At 71.0% G+C, this 310-nt stretch carries 1 protein-coding gene; it reads right to left on the bottom strand.

Translation table 11 applies throughout. The annotated features are described in order from the left end of the window. Window positions 1-247, bottom strand: a 247-nt coding sequence (locus ACEN88_RS35065) for a biotin/lipoyl-binding protein (protein WP_413347033.1), incomplete at its 3' end; no start/stop codon positions are given. Between the last annotated feature and the right edge of the window lie 63 nt (window positions 248-310).

Raw genomic sequence — 310 nt, 5'->3', positions numbered from 1 at the left:
CGTCGGCCAGCTGGGCCTGCACCAGGCCGACCTGGGCCTCGGCCCTGGCGAGTGCGGCGCGGGCATCGCTGTCGTCCAGCGTGAACAGCAGCTGGCCACGGGCAACCGCATCGCCTTCATGGAAATGGACGGCCAGCAGCGTGCCGTTGAGTTGCGGCCTGACGTCGACGAAATCGAGTGGCACGACGTGGCCCTGCGCCGCCAGGTCGACCGGAATGTCGACGGCGCGCGTAGCGGTCACGCTCACGAGGGGCTCCCTGGCGGGCGCGGGCGCGCGGGCCCCGCCGGGGGGGTTTTAAAAAAAACCAGG

Origin of the sequence: Massilia sp. CT11-108 (assembly GCF_047302915.1) — a bacterium.
Classification (GTDB): domain Bacteria; phylum Pseudomonadota; class Gammaproteobacteria; order Burkholderiales; family Burkholderiaceae_D; genus Telluria; species Telluria orientalis.
The sequence above is the reverse complement of the archived record's forward strand: the minus strand, read 5'-3'. Positions and strand labels throughout refer to the sequence as shown.